General features: G+C 57.8%; 23 protein-coding genes, 1 tRNA gene and 2 pseudogenes. 4 read left to right on the plus strand and 22 right to left on the minus strand.

Annotated elements, in window-relative coordinates:
- Positions 1-38: 38 nt before the first annotated feature.
- On the minus strand, positions 39-290 hold the full coding sequence (locus BMY73_RS19585; protein ID WP_062382703.1) for a sulfurtransferase TusA family protein: 252 nt from the start codon (positions 288-290) through the stop codon (positions 39-41).
- Positions 291-440: 150 nt separating this feature from the next.
- Between BMY73_RS19585 and BMY73_RS19590 the strand changes: the two genes are divergently transcribed.
- Positions 441-1,874, plus strand: coding sequence for a M48 family metalloprotease (locus BMY73_RS19590; protein WP_092409145.1), 1,434 nt, complete (start codon positions 441-443; stop codon positions 1,872-1,874).
- Positions 1,875-1,982: 108 nt separating this feature from the next.
- Here BMY73_RS19590 and nadA read toward each other — a convergent pair whose 3' ends face one another.
- The gene (gene nadA, locus BMY73_RS19595; protein ID WP_092409147.1) at positions 1,983-3,041 is read right to left on the minus strand and encodes a quinolinate synthase NadA; all 1,059 of its coding nucleotides are present in this window, start codon (positions 3,039-3,041) and stop codon (positions 1,983-1,985) included.
- 257 nt (positions 3,042-3,298) lie between these two features.
- Complete coding sequence (locus BMY73_RS19600) at positions 3,299-3,964, minus strand: O-methyltransferase (protein ID WP_092409149.1); 666 nt, start codon at positions 3,962-3,964, stop codon at positions 3,299-3,301.
- A gap of 92 nt (positions 3,965-4,056) precedes the next feature.
- Between BMY73_RS19600 and BMY73_RS19605 the strand changes: the two genes are divergently transcribed.
- Positions 4,057-4,689, plus strand: a complete 633-nt coding sequence (locus BMY73_RS19605; RefSeq protein ID WP_092409151.1) for a TetR/AcrR family transcriptional regulator — start codon at positions 4,057-4,059, stop codon at positions 4,687-4,689.
- A 73-nt stretch (positions 4,690-4,762) separates the two neighbouring features.
- On the opposite strand, the gene BMY73_RS19610 is transcribed toward BMY73_RS19605, so the two are convergent.
- The 17 genes from BMY73_RS19610 to BMY73_RS19690 all read right to left on the minus strand — a co-directional run bounded on the left by BMY73_RS19610 (position 4,763) and on the right by BMY73_RS19690 (position 18,512).
- Positions 4,763-4,838: transfer RNA gene (locus BMY73_RS19610), tRNA-Lys, on the minus strand.
- 63 nt (positions 4,839-4,901) lie between these two features.
- Positions 4,902-5,576: a 7-cyano-7-deazaguanine synthase QueC gene (gene queC / locus BMY73_RS19615; RefSeq protein WP_175500218.1), complete on the minus strand. Its 675-nt coding sequence runs from the start codon at positions 5,574-5,576 to the stop codon at positions 4,902-4,904.
- A gap of 16 nt (positions 5,577-5,592) precedes the next feature.
- The gene (queE, locus tag BMY73_RS19620) at positions 5,593-6,240 is read right to left on the minus strand and encodes a 7-carboxy-7-deazaguanine synthase QueE (RefSeq protein WP_062382719.1); all 648 of its coding nucleotides are present in this window, start codon (positions 6,238-6,240) and stop codon (positions 5,593-5,595) included.
- Positions 6,241-6,419: 179 nt separating this feature from the next.
- Positions 6,420-7,253, minus strand: coding sequence for a tol-pal system protein YbgF (gene ybgF, locus BMY73_RS19625; protein ID WP_092409155.1), 834 nt, complete (start codon positions 7,251-7,253; stop codon positions 6,420-6,422).
- A gap of 6 nt (positions 7,254-7,259) precedes the next feature.
- The gene (gene pal, locus BMY73_RS19630; protein ID WP_062382725.1) at positions 7,260-7,760 is read right to left on the minus strand and encodes a peptidoglycan-associated lipoprotein Pal; all 501 of its coding nucleotides are present in this window, start codon (positions 7,758-7,760) and stop codon (positions 7,260-7,262) included.
- A gap of 52 nt (positions 7,761-7,812) precedes the next feature.
- Positions 7,813-9,114 (minus strand): Tol-Pal system beta propeller repeat protein TolB, encoded by a 1,302-nt coding sequence (gene tolB / locus BMY73_RS19635; RefSeq protein ID WP_062382726.1) that lies wholly within the window; start codon positions 9,112-9,114, stop codon positions 7,813-7,815.
- Complete coding sequence (gene tolA / locus BMY73_RS19640) at positions 9,111-10,181, minus strand: cell envelope integrity protein TolA (protein WP_092409157.1); 1,071 nt, start codon at positions 10,179-10,181, stop codon at positions 9,111-9,113. Before tolA ends, tolB begins: the two co-directional genes overlap by 4 nt.
- On the minus strand, positions 10,181-10,645 hold the full coding sequence (gene tolR, locus BMY73_RS19645) for a protein TolR (protein ID WP_062382730.1): 465 nt from the start codon (positions 10,643-10,645) through the stop codon (positions 10,181-10,183). Before tolR ends, tolA begins: the two co-directional genes overlap by 1 nt.
- A 14-nt stretch (positions 10,646-10,659) precedes the next feature.
- Positions 10,660-11,355, minus strand: coding sequence for a protein TolQ (gene tolQ / locus BMY73_RS19650; protein WP_062382732.1), 696 nt, complete (start codon positions 11,353-11,355; stop codon positions 10,660-10,662).
- Positions 11,345-11,815 carry a tol-pal system-associated acyl-CoA thioesterase gene (gene ybgC, locus BMY73_RS19655; RefSeq protein ID WP_092409159.1) on the minus strand — a complete coding sequence of 157 codons (471 nt, stop codon included), beginning with the start codon at positions 11,813-11,815 and terminating at the stop codon, positions 11,345-11,347. The genes tolQ and ybgC overlap by 11 nt, the downstream gene beginning before the upstream one ends.
- 139 nt (positions 11,816-11,954) lie before the next feature.
- The gene (ruvB, locus tag BMY73_RS19660; protein ID WP_062382737.1) at positions 11,955-13,010 is read right to left on the minus strand and encodes a Holliday junction branch migration DNA helicase RuvB; all 1,056 of its coding nucleotides are present in this window, start codon (positions 13,008-13,010) and stop codon (positions 11,955-11,957) included.
- A complete protein-coding gene (gene ruvA / locus BMY73_RS19665) occupies positions 13,011-13,619 on the minus strand; it encodes a Holliday junction branch migration protein RuvA (RefSeq protein ID WP_092409161.1) in 609 nt (202 codons plus the stop codon).
- Positions 13,620-13,733: 114 nt separating this feature from the next.
- A complete protein-coding gene (gene ruvC / locus BMY73_RS19670) occupies positions 13,734-14,258 on the minus strand; it encodes a crossover junction endodeoxyribonuclease RuvC (protein WP_062382742.1) in 525 nt (174 codons plus the stop codon).
- A gap of 126 nt (positions 14,259-14,384) precedes the next feature.
- Positions 14,385-15,131, minus strand: coding sequence for a YebC/PmpR family DNA-binding transcriptional regulator (locus tag BMY73_RS19675; protein ID WP_062382744.1), 747 nt, complete (start codon positions 15,129-15,131; stop codon positions 14,385-14,387).
- A 131-nt stretch (positions 15,132-15,262) separates the two neighbouring features.
- Positions 15,263-17,038 (minus strand): aspartate--tRNA ligase, encoded by a 1,776-nt coding sequence (gene aspS / locus BMY73_RS19680; protein WP_062382747.1) that lies wholly within the window; start codon positions 17,036-17,038, stop codon positions 15,263-15,265.
- Positions 17,039-17,326: 288 nt separating this feature from the next.
- Positions 17,327-17,668: a ribbon-helix-helix domain-containing protein gene (locus BMY73_RS19685; protein ID WP_062382749.1), complete on the minus strand. Its 342-nt coding sequence runs from the start codon at positions 17,666-17,668 to the stop codon at positions 17,327-17,329.
- 370 nt (positions 17,669-18,038) lie between these two features.
- Positions 18,039-18,512, minus strand: coding sequence for a Dps family protein (locus BMY73_RS19690; protein WP_062382752.1), 474 nt, complete (start codon positions 18,510-18,512; stop codon positions 18,039-18,041).
- A 456-nt stretch (positions 18,513-18,968) separates the two neighbouring features.
- Between BMY73_RS19690 and BMY73_RS28930 the strand changes: the two are divergent.
- Together BMY73_RS28930 and BMY73_RS28935 are read left to right on the plus strand one after the other, a co-directional pair.
- A pseudogene (locus BMY73_RS28930) lies at positions 18,969-19,244 on the plus strand (cold shock domain-containing protein membrane protein); the annotation flags it as partial.
- 117 nt (positions 19,245-19,361) lie between these two features.
- Positions 19,362-19,574 (plus strand): annotated as a pseudogene (locus BMY73_RS28935) (cold shock domain-containing protein); the annotation flags it as partial.
- A 54-nt stretch (positions 19,575-19,628) separates the two neighbouring features.
- Here BMY73_RS28935 and BMY73_RS19700 read toward each other — a convergent pair.
- Together BMY73_RS19700 and BMY73_RS19705 are read right to left on the minus strand one after the other, a co-directional pair.
- A complete protein-coding gene (locus BMY73_RS19700) occupies positions 19,629-19,835 on the minus strand; it encodes a SlyX family protein (RefSeq protein ID WP_092409163.1) in 207 nt (68 codons plus the stop codon).
- Positions 19,832-20,263 (minus strand): HIT domain-containing protein, encoded by a 432-nt coding sequence (locus BMY73_RS19705; protein ID WP_092409165.1) that lies wholly within the window; start codon positions 20,261-20,263, stop codon positions 19,832-19,834. Before BMY73_RS19705 ends, BMY73_RS19700 begins: the two co-directional genes overlap by 4 nt.
- Positions 20,264-20,893 lie beyond the last annotated feature (630 nt).

A 20,893-nucleotide genomic window follows, 5' to 3' on the forward strand; every position in this document is an offset into this window, starting at 1 on the left:
CTTTGGGCCAAGGGGTAGAAGGCGAAGCGTTGAACACTTCAGGCTTTGCGCAGCCAGTACCGGTAAATGCCGTCAGCGGCGTCTTCATGCAACAGCGCATGGCCGGCCAGCTTGGCGAAGGTGCGGAAGTCACGCTGGGATCCCGCATCGGTGGCCGTGACTTTGAGCACTGCTCCGCTGGCAAGACGGTTGAGCGCCATCTTGGCCTTCAGCAGCGGCAGGGGACAATTCAGACCACTGGCATCCAGCTCCGCATCGCACGTCGCAGGGCACCCTACAGCGTCAGACATCGTTTCTCTCCAGGTAGACACATCCAATTCCAAGGAAACACTAAACAAAGCGAAGAAGAACCTTCTTACAGGCGTGCAAGAATACCCCACTCTGGTCAGCAAGCCATTGAGCCAGCTACAGTAACGACTTTCTGCCTCAGAGTTTCGTGCATGAATTTTCTGCGCCCCACACTGCTGACGCTCGCCTGCCTGATGGCAAACCCGGTTTTCGCGGACGATCTGCCATCGCTTGGCGATGCCAGCTCCTCCATTGTTTCGCCTCAACAGGAGCATGACCTGGGCCGGGCCTGGCTCGGACTGCTGCGCTCGCAGGTGGCTCAGCTTTCCGACCCGCAACTCAAAGATTTCGTCGAGACCACGGTTTACCGCCTCGCCGAAACCAGTCAGGTGCAAGACCGCCGCCTTGAATTCATCCTGATCAACACGCCGGAGATCAACGCCTTCGCGGCGCCCGGCGGGATCATCGGGGTCAACGGCGGCCTTTTCCTGCACGCTCAAACCGAGGGCGAATTTGCTGCGGTACTCGCACACGAACTGGCTCACTTGTCGCAACGTCACTTTGCCCGAGGCGTTCAGGCGCAACAACGCATGCAGGTGCCTGTGATGGCGGCGATGCTCGCCGGCATTGTCATGGCTGCCGCCGGTGCCGGTGATGCCGGTATCGCCGCCATTGCCGGCACTCAGGCCGCAGCGATTCAGGAACAGGCCCGCTTCTCTCGCCAGAACGAAGCGGAGGCCGACCGCATCGGCATCCTCAATCTGGAAAAAGCCGGTTACGACCCGCGCAACATGCCCAACATGTTCGAACAACTCGCCCGGCAGTATCGCTACGACGCCAAGCCGCCCGAATTCCTCATGAGCCACCCGGTCACGGAGTCACGTATCGCGGACACTCGTAACCGCGCCGAGCAGGCCAAACCGGGCGGCAAGGAAGACAGCCTCGCGTATCAACTGATGCGGTCGCGGGTCGTGCTGATCTACGAAGAAACACCGGGCATGGCCGCCAAGCGCTTCCGCGCGCAACTGGCCGAGAACCCGAAAAACGATGCTGCCCGCTATGGCCTGGCCCTGGCGCAAACCAAAGCGGGCCAGTTGAACGAAGCCCGCGAAACGCTCAAGCCGCTGCTGGATAAATCCCCGGACAACATCACGTACAACCTCGCAGCGGTGAATCTGGACATTGCCAACAACCGCTTGCCTGACGCTCAGCAGCGGGTCGACCGGATGTTGAACCTCTACCCGGACGACTATCCGCTCAATCAGGCCAAGGTCGACGTTCTGCTGAAACAGTCCAAGGCACCTGAAGCGCTGAAATCGCTGGAAACACTGCTTAAAAGCCGCCCGGATGACCCGGACATCTGGAGCCAGGTGGCCGACGCGCGTGGCCTCTCGGGCAACACCATCGGCCTGCATCAGGCGCGCGCGGAATATTTCGCATTGATGGGGGATTTCAAGCAGGCCATTCAACAACTCGAGTTCGCCAAGCGGCGCGCGAACAATAACTTCCAGCTGGCTTCGCGGATCGACGCACGGCAGCAGGAAATCATCGCTCAGGAGCGGGCGGTGAAAGAGATGATGAATTGATCAAATGCCGAATGTAAGGGCGCGCTTGCCCGCGACTGCAGAATGCCTGAACCGTAGCGGCGGCTGACACTCTGCTATCGCGGGCAAGCGCGCTCCTACGAGTGTTGACTAGGCGTTACCTGAAAGCCTCAAGCGGGCCGCCTGCGTGAAGTCCAGCATCCGCTGCAGCGGTCGAACGGCGTGCGGGATGATCGCCGGATCGACGAAAATCTCGTTCGTCCCTTCACGCAAACACTGCAGGGTGCGCGCCAGCGTGTTCATGGCCATCCACGGGCAGTGCGCGCAACTGCGGCAGGCCGCACCGTTACCGGCGGTGGGGGCTTCGATGAAAATCTTGTCGGGGCACAGCTGCTGCATCTTGTAGAAGATGCCCCGGTCGGTGGCGACGATAAACGTTTTGTTTGGCAGCGTCTGTGCCGCCTTGATCAACTGACTGGTCGAGCCTACTGCGTCGGCCAGGTCGATCACCGACTCCGGCGACTCCGGGTGGACCAGGATCGCAGCGTCCGGGTACAACGCCTTCATGTCTTCGAGCTGGCGTGACTTGAACTCTTCGTGAACGATGCAGGCACCGTCCCACAACAGCATGTCGGCACCGGTTTCCCGCTGGATATAGCGCCCCAGGTGCTTGTCCGGCGCCCAGATGATTTTCTCGCCGTTGTCCATCAGACTCTCGACGATTTCCAGCGCGCAACTGGAGGTCACCACCCAGTCAGCACGGGCCTTCACGGCAGCCGAGGTGTTCGCGTAAACGACCACGGTACGCTCGGGATGGTGGTCGCAAAACGCGGTGAACTCGTCGACACCGCAACCCAGGTCCAGCGAGCAGGTTGCCTCCAGGGTCGGCATGAGAATGCGTTTTTCAGGCGTCAGTATCTTTGCGGTCTCGCCCATGAAACGCACCCCGGCCACCAACACGGTCTTCGCCGGGTGGTTCTTGCCGAAGCGTGCCATCTCGAGGGAATCCGACACACAACCGCCGGTTTCTTCCGCCAGGGCCTGGATAACCGGATCGCAGTAATAGTGGGCGACGAGTACGGCGTCCTGAGCCTTCAGCTCGGCGGCGATCAGGCGGCGGTACTCGGCTTCCTCTTCCGGGGTCAGCGGCTTGGGCTGCTTGGCGTCTAGGTGCGCCTGCACCAGAAGGCGTTCGGAAATCTGTGTCATGTTCGCAGGACCTGAATGCGCGTAAGCGCGAACGTCGAGTTTACACCTGAACAACAGGCAACAAATAAAGCGGGGAAACCCTCACGGTGATGAAGTTTCCCGCCTTGCACACGGCTCATTGGGCGTGCGGCGATCGGGATTCGCGGTGCGTTTTCCTCCCGCATTGCAGTCGTTTGAGGACCACAGCGGGAGGTTGCGCAAAGCGGCGGCGAATGTATCACGTAACCTGTTGAGCGATCACTTACCGACCGCCCTCCTCACCCCAGCCGCATCGACAACTCGACGTCATCGGCGAACGGGATGGAGATATAGCCCTGCTCCACAGACCGGACACGCGCCAGATACTCCGGCGCGTAGTCGGCGTTGTCAGCGACGATCAGCGCGCCCGGCTTCAGGCACCCTTCCAGCAAATCCAGAATCTCGGGATACAACGCCTTGGCGCCGTCGAGTAACACCAGGTCGATGCTGTCAGGAAGGTCCCGCCCCAAGGTCAGCAGCGCATCGCCCTCACGGATTTCCACGAGGTCCAGCAAACCACCCGCAGCCAGATTGTTGCGGGCCTGCGCCACTTTCGAGGACTCGAATTCGCTGGTAATCAGCAGACCGCCGCCGTTGTCTCGCAGCGCTGCCGCCAGGTGCAACGTCGAAATCCCGAACGAGGTGCCGAACTCGACAATGGTGCGTGCCTTGCAACTGCACGCCAGCATGTAAAGCAGAGCGCCCGTGTCGCGCGACACGGCGAGCGGAAAATCTTTCAAGCGAGTGTAGAAATCCAGGTAGTCGGTCTTGCTGCGCATCAGACGGTCCAGATCCTCCCGTGAGAGCTCGGACGCGCCTGGGAGGGACATGGGCGATTGTTCGGACGCCTCGGCGAACAGGCGGTTCAGCAACGGGGCGACGGGGGCGGAAGTCAGTGTATTCATGCGTATCTCCGGATTAAAAGAGGCGTCAATCTCAACGCCGGACTAGAATGCGACGAATCACTCACATTTAATATTCGCATTGTCGAGCCGCCATGACTGATTCCCGTAACCCCTCGATTTCTCAGCGTAAAAAGCCAAAACAGGCGCGCTCGGAAGCTTCCGTTTCCATCATTCTCGAAGCGGCTGTTCAGGTTTTGGCAAAAGAAGGTGCTGCCCGATTCACCACTGCCAGAGTGGCGGAAAAAGCAGGCGTGAGCATTGGCTCGCTGTATCAGTATTTCCCCAACAAGGCCGCCATCCTGTTCCGATTGCAAAGCGATGAGTGGAAACAAACGACCGAACTGCTGACCCGCATCCTCGGTGACACCGCCACGCCGCCTTTTCAGCGGCTACGGAATCTGGTCCACACCTTCATTTGTTCAGAATGCGAAGAAGCTGACATGCGCATCGCACTCGACGACGCAGCACCGCTGTACCGGCACGCGCCCGAGGCACAGGAAGCCAAGGCAACCGGCGAGCGCGCCATACAACGTTTCATGGAAGAGGTCTTGCCTGAGGCACAGCAGACCGTGAGAGCGCAGGCAGCCGATCTGATAAAGACAACGATGAGCACCGTGGGCAAGGCATTTTCCGAAAGCCCTCGGACCGCCGCAGAGATCGAGAACTACTCCAACGCCATGGCCGACATGTTTTGCGCCTACCTTGAACGGCTCCGCACCGGCTGAGTGAACCCACTGAATCCAGGGCAAAAAAAAACCCGAGAATTCACACTTTCGTGGACCTCTCGGGTTTTGAAGATGGTGGGTCGTGTAGGATTCGAACCTACGACCAATTGGTTAAAAGCCAACTGCTCTACCAACTGAGCTAACGACCCGCTTCGTGGTGGCGCGTATATTACTGATTTTTCTCAGTAATTCAACACCTGATTTAAAAAAACTTAAAAATAACGTGTCGGATCCGGTACACCAGCGGCCAAGAAGCCTTCGGCGCGCAGTCGGCAGCTGTCACATTTGCCGCATGCACGGCCCTGATCATCCGCCTGATAGCAGGAAACGGTCAGGCCGTAATCGACACCCAGACGTGTGCCCGCCTTGACGATGTCGGCCTTGCTGAGCATCTGCAATGGGGCCCGAATCGTGAAGCCCTGCCCTTCCACCCCGGCCTTGGTCGCCAGGTTCGCCATCCGCTCGAACGACTCGACGAATTCCGGTCGGCAGTCCGGGTAACCGGAATAATCAACGGCATTCACACCGATGAAGATGTCACGCGCTCCCAGCACTTCTGCCCATCCGAGCGCCAATGACAGGAAGACGGTATTGCGCGCAGGCACGTAGGTCACAGGAATGCCTTCACCCGGCGTTTCAGGCACGGCGATGCTGCTGTCGGTCAGTGCCGAACCGCCGATGCCATTCAGGTTAAGGCCAATCACCTTGTGCTCGACCACACCCAGATCTTTCGCGACGCGTTCGGCCGCCTGAAGCTCGGCGCGATGACGCTGCCCGTAATCAAAACTCATGGTGTAGCAGGCGAAACCGTCGGCTTTTGCCATGGCAACCACGGTCGCCGAATCCAGACCGCCAGACAGCAGAATTACCGCTCGTTTCTCAGTCATCGTTTGTTCACTCATGTCAGCGCCCCGGCTCGTCGTTCCAGAGAATTTTATGCAGCTGCAACTGCAGCCGTACCGGCAGGTTGTCCGCGACGATCCAGTCGGCCAGATCGGTGACATTCAGGTCGCGGTGAACGGGAGAAAACAGCACCTCGCCCGCGCGGCGATCAAGCCCGTACTGGATGATCTTCGAAACAGCCCAGTCGTAGTCTTCCCGCGAGCAGATCACGAACTTGACCTGATCATTGGACGTCAGCAGCTCGATATTTTCATATCGGTTGCGAGCGACTTCCCTGGAGCCGGGCGTTTTCAGGTCCACCACGCGACTGACACGCGGATCGACCTTCGAGATGTCCAGCGCACCACTGGTTTCCAGCGACACCTCGTACCCGGCATCGCACAGGCGCTTGAGCAGCGGGATCGCATTTGGCTGAGCCAAAGGCTCTCCGCCGGTGACGCAGACATAGCGGGGACGAAAGCTGGCAACTTGCTCCATGAGCGAGTCGAGGGTTTGAAGGGTGCCGCCCGTGAAGGCGTATTCGCTGTCGCAATAACCGCAACGCAACGGGCAACCAGTGAGGCGCACAAATACGGTAGGCAAGCCTGCCGTGCGCGTTTCACCCTGCAACGAGTAAAAAACTTCGGTGATACGTAATGTGTCTTGCATAGGGGCCACGGGCGTAACGGCTAAACAGGCCATCCGCCTCCGTCAGGCACTTCCATACACCCTGCGTTCGCAGAATCTAAAGAAGCGTAATCAATACCGGAATTTCGGGTGCGAGATTCTAACGAAAAAAGCCGCGCAACGCGCGGCTTTCTTGAATCGAGGGTCAAACCAGCGGGTCGTCAGAGACGCTGAAGGTCACGCTGAGCCAGCTGTGCCGCCGAGGTGCCCGGGTATTGGGCGACGACTTGCTGCAAAATGCCTTTGACCTTGTCGGTATGACCCAGACGGCGTTCGACATCCGCCAGCTTGTAGAGAGAGTCAGGCACTTTGGCGTGCTTGGGGTACAACTGGCTGACCTTGGCGAAGGCCTGACCAGCACCTTGAAGGTCGCCTTTGGCCAGATTCACTTCGCCCAGCCAGTACTGGGCATTGCCCGCGTACTGGCTGTTCGGGTACTTGCGCAAGAACGCGGAGAACGCCTGGCTGGCCTTGTCGAAATCCTTGGCCTTGATCAGGTCGAAAGCAGCGTCGTAATAGAGCTTCTCTTTCGCCGGATCAGCGGGTTCGCTGCTGGCTTGCGGCGCCTGACCGGCTGCTGCGCCAGCGGCGGGTGCTGCGGGTGTTCCGCCGGCATTGACGCCGCCGTCGGAACCAGAATTATTGGCAGAGGAAGCAGCGGGTGCGCCGCCAGCTCCGATGCGAGAGTCGAGGTCTTTGTAACGATCCAGCGCTTCTTGCTTCATTTGCTGAATATCGTTCTGCTGGACTTCGACCATTCCGCGCAAGCGCGAAATTTCATCCTGCATTTGTTGCAACTGCATGAACAGCTGACCTTGCGCCGAAGGCTGAGGCGTCGCCCCACCTCCGGCGTAGGCGCCCGCCGTACCATAACCCGATGGCGGATAACTGCTGCCAGCGGAGCCAGAGTTGTCATCGACCACAGGAACCGCACCCATCGCTGCAAGAGGAAGGGTGAGAGCCAAAACGGTTAAAGCACGGCGGCACGTTCGCATGTCAAATTACTTACGCAGTTCGACGCGACGGTTTTGAGCCCAGGATTGCTCGTCGTTGCCGGTAGCAACTGGACGCTCTTCACCATAGGACACGACTTCCAGCTGAGCTGGCGAAACGCCTTGCAGAACCAGGTAGCGCTGAACGGCTTTCGCACGACGCTCGCCCAGGGCCAGGTTGTATTCGCGAGTGCCGCGTTCGTCGGTGTTACCTTCCAGAACAACGCGAGCGCCGCTGGCTTTCAGGTCCTTGGCGTGAACGTCCAGAGCGCGCATGGCTTCTGGCTTCAGGTCAGAACTGTCGTATTCGAAGTAGAAAGTGGTGATTGCGCGCAGAGCAGCTTCTTCGCTCAGGGAGCCATCAACGGCACCGGTGTTTGCGCCATAACCAGCGTTTGGATCTACAGCAGCGCCTTGACCGGCATTGTCGCCGCCTTTGGACGAGCAACCTACAGCTACCGCCATGGCCAGAGCCAGCGCAGCAAATTTACCAAACTTCAGCATTTCCATCGTGAAACTCCTAATGAACCCCAGTGTGTTAAGTAAAACGTAAAGCGCCGCGTCAGTTCAGGTAAGGGGACCAGGAAGGTTCTCTGACTTCGCCTTGAGCGGTAGGAAGCGGGAGCCTTACGCGTCCATTGATGGACACGAGCATCAAGACTCCCCGGCCCTGCTGGCGGGTGGCGTAGATTACCATGGTGCCGTTGGGCGCGACAGTAGGCGACTCATCAAGGTTGCTATCCGTAAGGATTTTTACGCTACCGCGCTGCAAATCCTGAGCCGCGACCTTGAAGTTGGTAAAACCATCTTGACGATGGATCATGACCAGCGTTTTTTCATCAGCCGACAACTTAGGGTTGGCGTTGTAGTTACCAATGAAAGTGACTCGCTCGGCGCCACCGCCATTAATGCTCGTTTTATAGATCTGTGGTTTACCACCACGATCCGAAGTGAAATAAATGGTCGAGCCATCTTTACCAAAGAAAGGTTCGGTATCGATGGCGGGGTCATTAGTGACACGCGAAAGCTGACGAGTCGCCAGATTCATCACATAAATGTCCGGGTTGCCGTCTTTCGACAGAACCATCGCCAGCTTGCTGCCGTCCGGGGACCACGCCGGTGCGCCGTTCAGGCCTTCAAAGTTGGTGATCTGCTCGCGACGACCGGTGTCGATGTGCTGAATGAAGATGCGCGGACGCTTTTGTTCAAACGATACGTACGCAATCCGCTTGCCATCCGGCGCAAAGCGCGGCGACAGGATCGGCTCACGCGACTGCAACAGCGTCACTGCGCGCGCACCGTCGTAGTCCGAACGCTGCAGCGTATAGCGGGTGTTGTTGGCCGCGAAACGCTCGGCGGTGACGTAGAGCAGACGGGTGGAAAACGCGCCCCTGATCCCGGTCAGCTTTTCGAACGACTGGTCGGAGATGTAGTGCGCCATGTCGCGCAACTGGTCAGTGGTTCCCGACACGTTACCGGTCAGAACCTGCTGCTCGGTCGCGACGTTGAACAGTGCGTACTGAACCTGCAGACGCCCACCCGCCGGGGTGATGCTGCCGACCATGACGTACTGGGCACCCAGTGCTTTCCAGTCACGGAAAATGATTTCGCTGGCCTGGCTAGGCTGGCTGATCATGTTCTGCTTTGGGATGGGCGAGTAGTAGCCCGAGTTCAGCAAGTCATTGCTGATGATCGAAGCCATGTCTTCAGGCAACACGCTGCCGCCCTGAAGGCCAAACGGCACGATCGCGATCGGCGTGGCACGGTCACTGCCGCTGGTGACCAGAATATTCTTTTCGTCGGCAGCGGCGAAACCCGCTGCGCAACAAAGAACGACAAGCAATCCTCGAAGAAGGTTAATCACAAGGCTAGGTCCTCAGGTGTGAATGTCATCTTGAATGAACGATAGGGTGCGAAATCCGAAGGTTTCATACCCTGCATCTCTGTCAAACGACCAATATTCTTGACCGCTGCTACTGCTGAACTGTCGAAAGGACCATCGCCGCTGGACTTGGACACAGTCACCGAAGAAACCGTACCGTCCGGCAACATGCCGATCTGCAACACGACTGTCATGCCTTTACGCGCCGAAGGTGGACGTGCCCAACCCTCTGCAGCCCGCGAGCGAATCAAGTCATCGAAGCTGCCAGCCACTTCGTCACCCTTTTCATCGGCCAGTGCCTGCTGGCGTTCCGGCTTGTCTGAGAGCAAATCAGCCAATGCTTGCGCCTTCTTCTCTTCCGCCGACTTACGGGCAGCATCCTGGGCTTTCTTCTTCGCGTCTTCCGCAGCCTTTTTCTTGGCATCTTCAGCCGCTTTTTTCTTCGCGTCCTCGGCGGCCTTTTTCTTCGCGTCTTCAGCAGCCTGCTTCTTAGCGTCCTCGGCAGCCTGTTTCTTGGCTTCTTCGGCGGCCGCGCGTTTGGCGTCTTCCTCGGCTTTCTTCTTCGCGTCGTCTTCGGCTTTCTTCTTGGCTATATCAGCCAATTGTTTCTCTTGCGCGGCTTTCTTCGCGTCGTCCGCTTTTTTGGCTTCGGCTTTCTTCGCGTCATCAGCCTTCTTGGCTTCTTCTGCTTTCTTCGCTTCCTCGGCCTTTTGCTCTTCGGCTTTTTGAGCGGCATCGGCTTTCTTTTGTTCCGCCGCCTTTATCGCCTCTTGTTCAACTTTTTTCTGTTCCATCTGCTCGACTTCTGTCTGTCGCGCAGCGGACTTCTTTGCCTCGCCAGCAAGCTTCTGGTTGGTCTGGGTCGTCGCCTGACTTTTCGACTTCAACTGATAAAGCGTGGCCTGCACGATCGGCTTCGCTTCAGGCAGCTCCGGCGTCATCGCGAAGCTGACGAACAACAGACCAAAAATCAGGACGTGCAGTGCCACAGCCCAGACTGAGGGCCAGAAGTAGCTTTCCGAGGCTGACGGCTCTCGAATTGGCTGCATCAGGGCGCCTCGGTAATCAGACCAACGTTCCCGACTCCGGCCTTCTGCAATCCGCCCATGGTGCCCATTACAGCACCGTAATCGACGGTCTTGTCGCCACGAATGAAGACCTGAGTCTGCTTGCCCGCTTCGCGACCTGCCGCAATGATCTTGGTCACGGCACTGGTCAGCTGCGGCAAGGTCATGGCCTTGTCCATCTGTTTGTCGGTATCGACTTCGCTGCCAAGGTTCCAGTAGTAGGTCTTGTCAGCCTTGATCGAAATGGTCAGGACCTGATTGTTGTTGTCCTGCGGCAACGCCTCGCTGGAGACCTTGGGCAGGTCGACTTTCACGCCCTGGTTAATCATTGGAGCCGTCACCATGAAGATGACGAGCAGCACCAGCATCACGTCGATGTAAGGCACCACGTTCATTTCGGCGACCGGCTTGCGTTTGCTGCGTCGGCCGCGAGCGATTAAAGCCATTGGGAAATACCTGCTTAGTCTTCGCTGGTGTGCACTTTACGGTGCAGGATGGCCTGGAATTCGTCGGCGAATGTGTAGTAACGGCCAATCAGGGTCTCGCCGCGGGCGGCAAAACGGTTGTAGGCGATTACTGCAGGGATTGCGGCGAACAGACCGATGGCGGTAGCGATCAGTGCTTCGGCGATACCTGGTGCGACCGTGGCCAGCGTGGCCTGTTGTGCAGTGGCCAGCCCCCGGAAGGAGTTCATGATCCCCCAGACGGTACCGAACAGACCGACATAGGGACTGGTGGAACCGACAGTGGCCAGGAACGGCAGGCTTTGCTCCAGCTTCTCTTCTTCACGGGAAATGGCGACACGCATGGCACGTGCGACACCTTCCATCACCGCATCAGGATCGACGCCCGGCTGTTGACGCAGACGCGAGAACTCCTTGAAACCGGCACGGAAGATCTGCTCCACACCTGAATCCGGATCAGGGTTGCTACCGGCCTGACGATACAGCTTGGACAGGTCAATGCCCGACCAGAAGCGCTCTTCGAAGCTTTCCAGCGCTCGGCGCCCGGCACGCAGCATGGCGCTGCGCTGAAAAATCATGATCCACGAAGTGACCGATGCGGCCACCAGGATCAGCATCACCAACTGTACGACCACGCTGGCATTGCTGACCAAACTCCACATGGAGGAATGGTCGACGACGTTAGCTTCCACGCTGTATCTCCTGCTCTGAATGTGTACCCGCGCCGCTCTGGCCGGCAAAGGCCGCGCGCAGAGTTTCGGGAATGGCCCGGGGTTTCAAACTGTCGGCGCGCACACACGCCACCAAAAACTGCCCCTCACAGAGCAGCACATCATCCGCGGCCCGCCTGACCTGTTGCAGAAATCGCAGGCTGGCACGGTTCAATTCGATTACTTCGGCGCTGACCAGCAGCTCATCGTCCAGTCGCGCCGGCGAGTGATACCGCGCCTCACTGGAATGCACGACAAACAACAGGTTCTCGTCACCGGCCATTACGGATTGAGCGAAGCCCAGCTCCCGTAGCCGCTCGGTCCGAGCCCGCTCCATGAATTTCAGGTAATTGACGTAGTAGACGATGCCGCCGGCATCGGTGTCCTCGTAATAAACGCGACAGCGATGTACGAACGACTGAGCCCCGTTTTGCGCGCGCATACTCTAGTGCTTACTCCTCAGGTTGCCAATCCGGCCAGGCAACTGTTTTTCATCGTTTTTCACTGTCTGACGGCCCACCGCATCGACCTGACTGCCCGTCTGACCATCAAACGTGCGAATAAATCGGTCGCCGCTGCTTTTATTCGTCAGCATCGCCGGCTGGCTCTTCAGGAATCGGCCGATCGCCCATCCGGGACGGGATGTTCAAACCGAAGTGCAGGTACGCGTGCCGCGTCACCATGCGCCCGCGAGGTGTGCGCATCATATAGCCTTGCTGGATCAAATAGGGTTCGAGTACGTCCTCGATGGTATGACGCTCTTCGCTGATCGCTGCCGCCAGGTTGTCCACGCCGACCGGTCCTCCATCGAACTTCTCGATCATGGTCAACAACAGACGCCGGTCTTGATGGTCGAAACCGCGCTCGTCGACATCCAGCAGGTTCAGCGCCAGGTCGGCGATCGCCTTGGTGATTTGCCCCTGGGCTCGCACTTCGGCGAAATCCCGCACCCGACGCAACAAGCGGTTGGCAATACGCGGCGTGCCACGGGCCCGACGGGCGATCTCGAAAGCGCCTTCGTCTTCGATGTGCAAGCCCAAAATACCGGCCGACCGCGACACAATCGTGGCAAGGTCAGCGGTGCTGTAGAACTCCAGACGCTGAACAATACCGAAGCGGTCCCGCAGCGGATTGGTCAACATGCCCGCGCGCGTCGTTGCCCCCACCAGCGTGAACGGCGGCAGATCCAGTTTGATAGAGCGCGCCGCAGGACCTTCGCCGATCATGATGTCGAGCTGGAAGTCCTCCATGGCCGGGTACAGGACTTCTTCGACGATGGGCGACAGGCGGTGAATTTCGTCGATGAACAGCACGTCGTGCGGTTCCAGGTTAGTCAGGATCGCGGCCAGATCACCCGGCCTTTCGAGCACGGGGCCCGAGGTACTCTTGATCGAAACCGACATCTCCTGAGCGATGATGTTGGCCAGTGTGGTCTTGCCCAGTCCTGGCGGGCCGAAGATCAGCGTGTGATCGAGCGCCTCGTTGCGTCCGCGAGCAGCCTGAATGAACAGCTCCATCTGTTCGCGAACCGTTGGCTGACCGATGTAATCGGCGAGACTCAATGGCCGGATGGCACGGTCCAGTTGCTCGTCTCGGTCGCGGCCAGTGGCGGCGATCAGGCGGTCTGCTTCGATCACTTACATCATCCCCTTGAGTGCGCGGCGAATCAGGTCTTCACTGCTCAGATTCTTGTCTTTGATCGCGGTGATCGCCTTGCTCGCTTCCTGAGGCTTGTAGCCCAGAGAAACCAGAGCACTGATGGCATCCGACTCGGCCGTGGCGACCTGAACAGGCGCGCCAGGCCCTTCCGACACCAGCGCAAACGTACCCGGCAACGCATCCCATGCCTTGAAGCGGTCTTTAAGCTCGACCAGCAAGCGTTCGGCCGTCTTCTTGCCGACGCCGGGGACACGCGTCAGTGCGGAAGTGTCCTGCGCCTGGACACAGCGCACCAACTCGTCGACCTCCAGCGTGGACATCAATGCCAACGCCAGCTTCGGCCCGACGCCGTTCAGACGAATCAACTCGCGAAACATCTCGCGATCACGCTTTTCGTAAAAGCCAAAGAGCAAGTGCGCGTCTTCACGCACCACCAGATGGGTATGCAGCGTCACCGTCTCGCCCAGATGCGGCAAGCGATAAAGCGTGGTCATGGGGACCTCGATTTCGTAGCCCACACCATTGACATCCAGCACCAGGTGCGGCGGCTGCTTCTCGACCAACGCACCACGTAAACGTCCAATCACGTATCAGATCCTTTCCAGTAGCCCGCCGCTGCGATGGACCGGGCTGAACCCTGGTCGCCATGGTTGCAGGACTCACGCGAGCTGCAAGTGAAATTTTATAAGCGAATGATGCTATCAGAGACGCAAGCGCCCCCCACGACTGCGTGCGGTATTCAGACCATGAGGGATCAGGCTGGACCGCGTATGAGCATGGCACAATGCAATTGCCAAGGCGTCCGACGCGTCAATCTGGGGTTTCTGAGTCAGTTTGAGCAAATGCATGACCATCATCATGACCTGGTCCTTATTCGCGCCGCCCGTACCAGCCACCGCCTGTTTGACTTGGGTGGCGGTGTATTCGGCGATCTCCAGGCCCTCTTCGGCACTGGCTACGATCGCAGCCCCCCGCGCCTGCCCGAGCTTGAGCGCAGAATCGGCGTTGCGAGCCATGAACACCTTCTCAATCCCCATGGTCATCGGCCCGTAGGTCTGAATCACCTCACGCACCCCGCGATAAACGATCTGTAACCGCTCATGCAGCAAGCCACTGCCGGTGCGGATACAGCCAGAAGCCACGTACTCGCAGCCGCGCCCCGTGTCACGCACCACGCCGTAACCGGTGATTCGCGAACCGGGGTCGATACCTAGAATAAGAGTCATAACGCCTGCAGCTTGAGAAGTGATGCGCACAATTGAACGCAGCATAAAGGCAGAAGCCGGAGGCCGATAGCGGTGATCGAGTCAGCGCTTCGTGCCTCCGGCCTCCGGTCCAGCCGAGGGTTGTGATCAGCCAAGCTGCTCCATCACCTCGTCCGGGATTTCAGCATTGGAATAAACGTTTTGCACGTCATCCAGGTCCTCGAGCATGTCAATCAGCTTGAGCACCTTTTCCGCCATTTCAAGATCCAGCACCGCACTGGTGGTCGGCTGCATCACGATTTCCGCATCAGCGGCCTTGAAGCCGGCGGCCTCGAGCGCGTTTCGCACGGCGTAGAAACCGGCGAAGGATGTAAAGACATCGATCGAGCCGTCTTCATGGGTCACGACATCGTCGGCATCAGCCTCCATTGCCGCTTCCATCAATGCATCCTCATCGACGCCCGGGGCAAATGAAATCTGGCCTTTACGCTCGAACAGATAGGACACCGAACCGTCAGTCCCCAGATTACCGCCGCACTTGCTGAACGCGTGACGCACAGCGGCTGCCGTACGGTTGCGGTTGTCGGTCATGGCTTCAACCATGACAGCGACACCACCCGGGCCATAGCCTTCATAACCCAGTTCGACCATGTCATCGGCATCGGCGGCGCCTGCGCCCCGTGCGATGGCCCGGTCAATGATGTCGCGACTCATGTTTGCGCCCAGCGCCTTGTCCTGAGCCAGACGCAAACGCGGGTTCGAAGCCGGATCACCGCCCCCCTGACGAGCCGCAACCGTCAGCTCGCGAATCCACTTGGTGAAGATCTTGCCTTTCTTGGCATCCTGACGCTCTTTGCGGTGCTTGATGTTCGCCCACTTGGAATGACCAGCCATAACACGCTCCAAACCTTGAAACACACACGCCCTGCATCCGATCGCTCGAACGAGGACGCTTTACTCGAATCGTGCCCTCTCGGGCTGGAAACCGGGGGCGAGTTCTCGAAACGACTCACCCCTCACCTTCTTTATTCAGCCTTCGGCGTTTCCCGCAGGCGGATGTGCAGCTCACGCAACTGCTTGGCGTCCACCAGGCCAGGCGCCTGAGTCATGACGTCGGCAGCGCTCTGGGTTTTCGGGAAGGCGATGACTTCACGAATCGACTGAGCGCCCGTCATCAGCATGACCAGACGGTCCAGGCCGAAGGCCAGACCACCGTGCGGCGGCGCACCGTATTTCAGCGCGTCGAGCAGGAAGCCGAACTTCTCCTGCTGCTCGTCTTCGGCAATACCCAGCAGACGGAAGACCGCTTGCTGCATTTCCTTGCGATGGATACGGATCGAACCGCCACCCAGCTCGGTGCCGTTCAATACCATGTCGTAGGCACGGGACAATGCGGTCGCCGGGTTGGCTTCCAGCTCCTCCGGCGAGCACTTCGGCGCGGTGAACGGGTGGTGCAGCGCCGTGAAGCTGCCGTCGTCGTTTTCTTCGAACATCGGGAAGTCGACGACCCACATCGGTGCCCACTCACAGGTGAGCAGGTTGAGGTCGTGACCCAGCTTGATACGCAAGGCACCCAGCGCTTCGCTGACGACTTTGAACTTGTCGGCACCGAAAAACACGATGTCGCCGTCTACCGCGCCGACGCGATCCAGAATCACGTTCAGGTTGGCTTCCGGGATGTTCTTGACGATTGGCGACTGCAGGCCCTCGACGCCTTTGGCGCGTTCGTTGACCTTGATATACGCCAGGCCTTTCGCACCATAGATGCCGACGAACTTGGTGTAGTCGTCAATCTTGCTGCGCGGCATGCTCGCACCGCCTGGAACGCGCAGTGCGGTCACGCGGCATTTCGGATCATTGGCCGGGCCGCTGAAGACCTTGAATTCGACATCCTTGAGCTGATCGGCAACATCCACCAGCTCCAGCGGGTTACGCAGGTCAGGCTTGTCGGAGCCGTAGCGGCGCATGGCTTCTTCAAAGGTCATGTGCGGGAAGTCGCCGAACTCCAGATCCAGCACTTCCTTGAACAGCTTGCGAATCATGCTCTCGGTGAGACCCATGATGTCGGCCTCGTTGAGGAAGCTGGTCTCGATGTCGATCTGGGTGAATTCAGGCTGACGGTCGGCACGCAGGTCTTCGTCGCGGAAGCATTTGGCGATCTGGTAGTACCGATCGAAGCCCGCGACCATCAGCAGTTGCTTGAACAGCTGAGGCGATTGCGGCAGGGCAAAGAAGCTGCCCGCGTGGGTACGGCTAGGGACCAGGTAGTCGCGAGCCCCCTCAGGGGTAGCGCGCGTCAGGATCGGCGTCTCGACGTCGAGGAAACCGTTGCTGTCGAGGAAGCCGCGGATGCTGGATGTGATGCGCGAACGCAGGCGCAGCTTTTCGGCCATCTCAGGGCGACGCAAGTCAATGAAGCGATAACGCAGGCGGGTTTCTTCGCCGACATCGGAGTATTCGTTCAGCGGGAATGGCGGGGTCTCTGATTCGTTCAGGACTTCCAGCTCGTAACCCAGCACTTCGATGGCACCGGACGCCATGTTCGGATTGACCGCACCGGCGGGACGCGCACGAACCTTACCGGTCAGCTTGACCACGTATTCACTGCGAACACGGTCGGCAATGGCAAAGGTGTCTGCACGATCCGGATCGAAAACCACTTGAGCCAGACCTTCACGATCGCGTATGTCGAGGAAAATCACACCCCCGTGGTCGCGACGGCGGTGGACCCATCCGCAAAGGGTAATTTCCTGACCTTCCAGGCTTTCGTTCAGTTGGCCGCAATAATGGCTGCGCATCATGATCGTGTGTTCACTTCTCGTAATTCGAATTCGGTGGAGCTCTCGCCCGTCGCCAGTGCGCAATGGTGCAGGAGCCTTGGCATGCAGTTCAACCCGACGGTCAGTCCCTGCCTTCCATAGTAAGGCGGGGGATTATATAGGGTTAATCATGGCTGTGCAGCCGCGTCGGGCGATACGCGCAAAGAAGTCACCCGGCACGAACGTGTCTCGCTGCCAGGTGACCGTTACCGAAGGCGGGTCCGCCGGGGGCGCACCCGCAAAAAGAGATCCTGCCGGATTGATCCGGATTCAGAGAGGCGACAGCTGGAAGCCTTCGGCTTTCAACAGATGCGCGACACACACTACGCGAATCAGACCGCTGAAGTTCTTTACCCCGCCGTAGCGCAAGTGAACTTCCCGATCGATGTAAGACAATACTGCATTGATAGAGCAATTGTTGCAGCGTGCAATCTCGGACAGGATGTCCCAGTACACCTCCTCCAGCCTCAGGCATGTGGCCAGCCCGTTAAGCCTGACCGAGCGCGCTTGAGGCTGCGCGAGGTTCATATTGAAGCTTTCGATGAATGGATCGTGTTGAATCTTAAAACATCGATGAGCTTCCTTGATTTCCCGTGCAGCATCTTGACTCATTTAACCCCCTTGACGCATTGACGAATACAGCCATAGAAATGTTTGAAATCAAATCAACAACACGTCTATCAAGCCCTATTCATCAGGGGTTCACCAGCAGAAGCCATACTCAGATGGCGTAGGACATCACCACAGTAGAAGGGGAAATTTCGAGAATCACGACTCGAAAAATCCAAATAAGATAATTGGCGTTATATATGTATTTTTTCGTCAGTTAACGCAGTCAGCGCACCGAAAAAAGTACTCACTCAAGGTGAAAGCACAACGAACGTCGCGGCGCTCATGGCATTGCGCTTTCTACCCGTAGGTTGGACCGGGTACCCGACCCGACAGGTTCAGTGAGCGGCAGTGCGTGCCGCTCACTACACCATTACTTGCTTTCGAGCATCGCACGAAGCATCCATGCGGTCTTTTCGTGAACCTGCATGCGTTGAGTCAACAGGTCGGCCGTGGGCTCATCGCTCACCTTGTCGAGCAGCGGAAAAATACCGCGTGCGGTGCGCGTAACAGCTTCCTGACCCTGCACCAGCGAACGGATCATGTCCTCGGCGGACGGAACGCCTTCCTCCTCCTTGATCGAAGACAGGCGCGCATACGTCGAGTAGGTGCCAGGAGCCGGGAAACCCAGCGCACGGATACGCTCGGCGATAGAGTCGACCGCCAGCGCCAGTTCGTTGTATTGCTCCTCGAACATCAGGTGCAAGGTACGAAACATCGGACCGGTGACATTCCAGTGAAAGTTATGGGTCTTCAGGTACAGCACATAAGTATCTGCCAGCAGTCGGGAAAGCCCCTCGACGATGGACTTGCGATCTTCTTCGCTGATACCGATATCGATTGCCATGCGTTGCCCTCTTTACAGGATGGTTTTTTCAATGAGCTATCAGCACTCTATCAAGACGCGGCCGCCTGCGCAGCCATCCGTGGGTATGACTGGGCGGACGAACCAAGACCAGCACCGCCGCCAGCTCAACTTGAACCCGTTAAAAAACGCTGTGGAGCACATTGTTGTTTTACCAAAAACGTGTTTATCGCCCTGATGGCTCTGGTACAGGCTTTGGCGACGCAGGCTAAACATGAGACAAAACGCCACCATCCCCCGCAATCAGTCACGCTAAGCGCTTGATTTGAGTAGCTACCGGCTTTGCTGTTAAATACAGATGTGTCGCTGCTGACGTGCCAACAGGCTGTAGCGCATAGGCTGGACCCGTGCTCGTGCATCACGCCTCCCTTTTTTCAGAAGCGTACCGAACGTGGCCAGCTATTTCCTCGTGATCCATCTTAAATGTGAGTTATCGAAATGTTGAAAATAGTCCACCTGCTAACGGGCGCTGCTGCCCTGCTGCTTTCATTCATACCCAGCCTGCGTAGTGAAGCGCTGTCTTCCTACCTGTCTCAACCGGATGCGCTGTACCTGGCATTCTTTGGCCTGATTAACCTGGTGCTTGCGCCAGTGATCCCTTACTGGAATAAAGGCCCGCGTCACCAATTGCAAAATCTGGTCAGTGTGTTGCTGGTGCTGGCCGTCGTTCTTCAAATCCTGACGCTGCTCGTCCCGCTGGAAACCATCGCGGGTCAGCCAGCCGTTCTCGTGAGCCTGCTGGCGGTGGTGGTCGCAGTGGCAGTCCACCTCGGGGTCAGCTTTTATAAGTCGTCTCCTTCTCCTGCCGCACAACCTCATGAACTTGGCAACCGCGATACCGGTACCGTTAAGTGGTTCAACACCTCCAAAGGTTTCGGGTTCATCTCACGCGACTCTGGCGACGATATTTTCGTGCACTTCCGCGCCATTCGTGGCGAAGGCCATCGTGTGCTCGTCGAAGGTCAGCGTGTGGAGTTTTCCGTCATGAACCGTGACAAAGGCCTGCAGGCCGAGGACGTGATCGCCGCGCTGCCACGTCGGTAAGTGATGCCCCCATAAAAAAACCGCGCTCAGGCGCGGTTTTTTATGCATCCAGGTTTAATAATGAGGCGGTGGGGCGTCCTCTTCGAACGCCTCGAACTGCCCACCCATCTCTTCCTGTCGCTTGATCAATGCCGCCATCTGCAATTGCATACGCTCCAGGCTGCGTTGTTGCGCGATCAGCACATCGTTGAGTGCCTGAATGGTGTCGTCCTGAAAGGCCAGCCGGCTTTCCAGTTCCATTACCCGCTCATCAAGGTTCATGGCCTGCCTTCCGTAAAAGTGAAATCTGCTGTCAACGCCGTTTTCAGACGCACGAGAATGTCCGCCAGTTGCTCAGCTGTATACGGCACTGCCGGATGCTTGCCCCAGACCGGCGCGGGCCATGCAATGTCATGCTTGTGGCGAACAATGACATGCATATGAAGTTGACTGACGACGTTCCCCAACGCCCCGACATTCATTTTGTCAGCTTGAAACAAGTGACTAAGCGCTTTGGAAAGAATAGTTGTCTCCTTCCACAGTTGCGCCTGCTCAGCATCGGACAACTGAAATATTTCACTGATATCCGGTCGGCGTGGCACCAGAATGAACCACGGGTATTGCGAGTCATTCGACAATAGCAACCGAGAAAGCGGGAAATCGCCCACGGGCAAAGTGTCCTGTAACAAGCGCTGATCCAAAACGAACACGCAATAACTCCTGATCGCCGGGTTAGGTTTCGACCTATTAAATTGCCGAAACACATTGTCTGTAATACCGAGCAGGATACTCGGGAATAGGCGGCGAATCACGCCACCGCCCTTCTTTCGCTCATTTTGCCCATACGCTGTTGGCATGGAGTCACTTTTAGACAAAAAACGGCAGGCGCACCAGCACCGACCAAGAAAACCGTGTCCGCACTGACATGAAGCAGTCGATCAGGCCAATTCACGCAGCTGAAGCTCCTCAAAAAGCACGGTACGGGCCTTTAAAATCAAGGTATCCCATGCGTTTAGCCTGCTCACCTACTGACTTTCAGGTCAACTGACACTGCGAATCAGGCACCGCCGTACCAAATTCAGGCGATATGATACCGGCGCGCACCAAAACGACTCACTCCTTCGACAGAAACCGCATGATCTATCCGCCAATTACCCACTTGCTCCCGGTAACAGGTAACGCCAGTGACATTTTTGCGGGTTAACCTGATTCCCACAGAGACCGCAAAACCTTTTTTTCTGGATTTTTTTAGCGTTTAAAATCAGTGAGTTAAAAAGATATCTGAAAGTATTTACACCTCCAACCACATTTTTTTCACGTGCGCGGGAACTTTGTGCACG

It is taken from the genome of Pseudomonas sp. NFACC02 (assembly GCF_900110765.1).
Taxonomy (GTDB): domain Bacteria; phylum Pseudomonadota; class Gammaproteobacteria; order Pseudomonadales; family Pseudomonadaceae; genus Aquipseudomonas.